Source organism: Corynebacterium sp. (genome assembly GCF_012837295.1).
In the GTDB taxonomy this organism is placed as follows: Bacteria; Actinomycetota; Actinomycetes; order Mycobacteriales; family Mycobacteriaceae; genus Corynebacterium.
Genome location: NZ_DURI01000241.1, coordinates 1 through 2155 on the forward strand (window position 1 = coordinate 1; position 2155 = coordinate 2155).

A 2155-nucleotide genomic window follows, 5' to 3' on the forward strand; every position below is an offset into this window, starting at 1 on the left:
ATCGGCGGGCACGTCATAGAAGAGGACGTCCCTCGTCTCCGCGGAAAACGCCTTCCCGGAGTACGGCAACCAACCGAAACGCCACTCGTCCGAATCGGGTGACGAGGTGCGGGAGGGGGCGTCGTCAAGCGAAAAAGCCGATGCCCCGCGACCCGCAACCGGGCGCGGCGCGCAATCCACCGCCACCACCGCCGCGTGCCCGAACCAGTCGCCGACCAGCGCCGCCGGCCGACGACCGGTGGCGGCGAGATGGGCGACGAGCTGGGCGGGCGTCGGGTTCACGCCGATGATGGTAGCGGGCGCGCGAACCGGCCCGGGCCATGGTTTACCCTGAAAGGCATGTCTCGCATCCTCACCGCCGTCGCCTGGCCGTACGCCAACGGACCCCGCCACATCGGGCACGTCGCCGGGTTCGGCGTCCCCTCCGACGTTTTCGCCCGCTACCAGCGCATGGCGGGCAACGAGGTGCTGATGGTCTCCGGCACCGACGAGCACGGCACGCCGCTGCTGGTCCAGGCGGAGAAGGAGGGCGTCACCGTCCAGGAGCTCGCCGACCGGTACAACCGCCAGATCGTCGAGGACCTTGCCGGTCTGGGCCTGAGCTACGACCTGTTCACCCGCACCACCACCCGCAACCACTACGCGGTGGTGCAGGAGCTGTTCCGCGGACTGCACGACAACGGCTACATGGTGCGGCAGACGACGATGGGCGCGATTTCCCCGTCGACGGGCCGCACGCTGCCCGACCGCTACATCGAGGGCACCTGCCCGATCTGCGGCGCGTCCGGCGCCCGCGGCGACCAGTGCGACAACTGCGGCAACCAGCTCGACCCGGCCGACCTCATCGACCCGGTGAGCAAGATCAACGGCGAGACCCCGAAGTTCGTCGAGACCGAGCATTTCCTCCTCGACCTGCCCGCCATCGCCGACGCCCTGGCGGAGTGGCTGAAGGCCCGCGAGGATTGGCGCCCCAACGTGCTGAAGTTCTCGCTGAACCTGCTCGAGGACATCCGCCCGCGCGCCATGACCCGCGACATCGACTGGGGCGTGCCCATCCCGCTGGACGGCTGGTCGGACAACAACGCCAAGAAGCTCTACGTCTGGTTCGACGCGGTCGTCGGTTACCTGTCGGCGTCCATCGAGTGGGCGTACCGCGTCGGCCGCCCCGAAGCGTGGCGCGATTTCTGGAACGTCGGCGGCGGCGAAGACGGTGCCGGCGCGGAGTCCTTCTACTTCATGGGCAAGGACAACATCACGTTCCACTCGCAGATCTGGCCGGCGGAGCTGCTGGGCTACGCGGGCAAGGGCTCGCGTGGCGGCGAGGCCGGCGCGCTCGGCGATCTGGACCTGCCCACCGAGGTCGTGTCCTCGGAGTACCTGACCATGTCGGGCTCGAAGTTCTCCTCGTCGAAGGGCGTGGTCATCTACGTCAAGGACTTCCTCGCGGAGTTCGGCCCGGACCCGCTGCGCTACTTCATCGCGGTCGCCGGCCCGGAGAACCAGGACACCGACTTCACGTGGGACGAGTTCGTCCGCCGCGTGAACAACGAGCTGGCCAACGGTTGGGGCAACCTGGTCAACCGCACCGTGTCCATGGCGCACAAGAATTTCGGCGAGGTCCCGCAGCCGGGCGAATTGCTCGACGACGATTCGGCGCTCCTCGACCTCGCCGCGCGCACCTTCGACGAGGCCGGGGCGGCGCTCGGCGCGTCGCGCTTCCGTGCCGCCGTCACCGCCGCGATGCACGTGGTCGGCGAGGCCAACGCCTACATCGCCGCCCAGGAGCCGTGGAAGCTGGCGAAGGACGAGTCGCAGCGCGAGCGCCTGGCCACCGTGCTGTGGACGGCGCTGCAGGTGGTCTCCGACTGCAATACGCTGCTGACCCCGTTCCTGCCGGCGTCGGCGCAGAAGGTCCACGAGACGCTCGGCCGCGACGGCGTGTGGGCCGCGATGCCGGAGATCCGCGAAGTTTCCGACGACATGCCCGTCGAGCCCGTCGGCGTCGGCCTGCCCGAGGCCGGCCGCACCTACCCGGTGATCATGGGCGATTACGCCGATCAGCAGGCTACCTGGGGCCGCGTGGAGATGGTGCCCGGCACCGCGCTGTCGAAGCCGAAGCCGCTGTTCGCCAAGCTGGATCCCGAGCTGGCGGAGA

Annotated in this window: 1 protein-coding gene and 1 pseudogene; one reads left to right on the forward strand and one right to left on the reverse strand. The window is 69.3% G+C overall.

Annotated features, from left to right (window positions below):
* A pseudogene (locus GX015_RS07860) lies at positions 1-282 on the reverse strand (hypothetical protein); the annotation flags it as partial.
* A 57-nt stretch (positions 283-339) separates the two neighbouring features.
* On the opposite strand from GX015_RS07860, the gene metG reads away from it, so the two are divergent.
* The coding region (metG, locus tag GX015_RS07865) for a methionine--tRNA ligase (protein ID WP_291344158.1) at positions 340-2155 on the forward strand (1816 nt) is incomplete at its 3' end.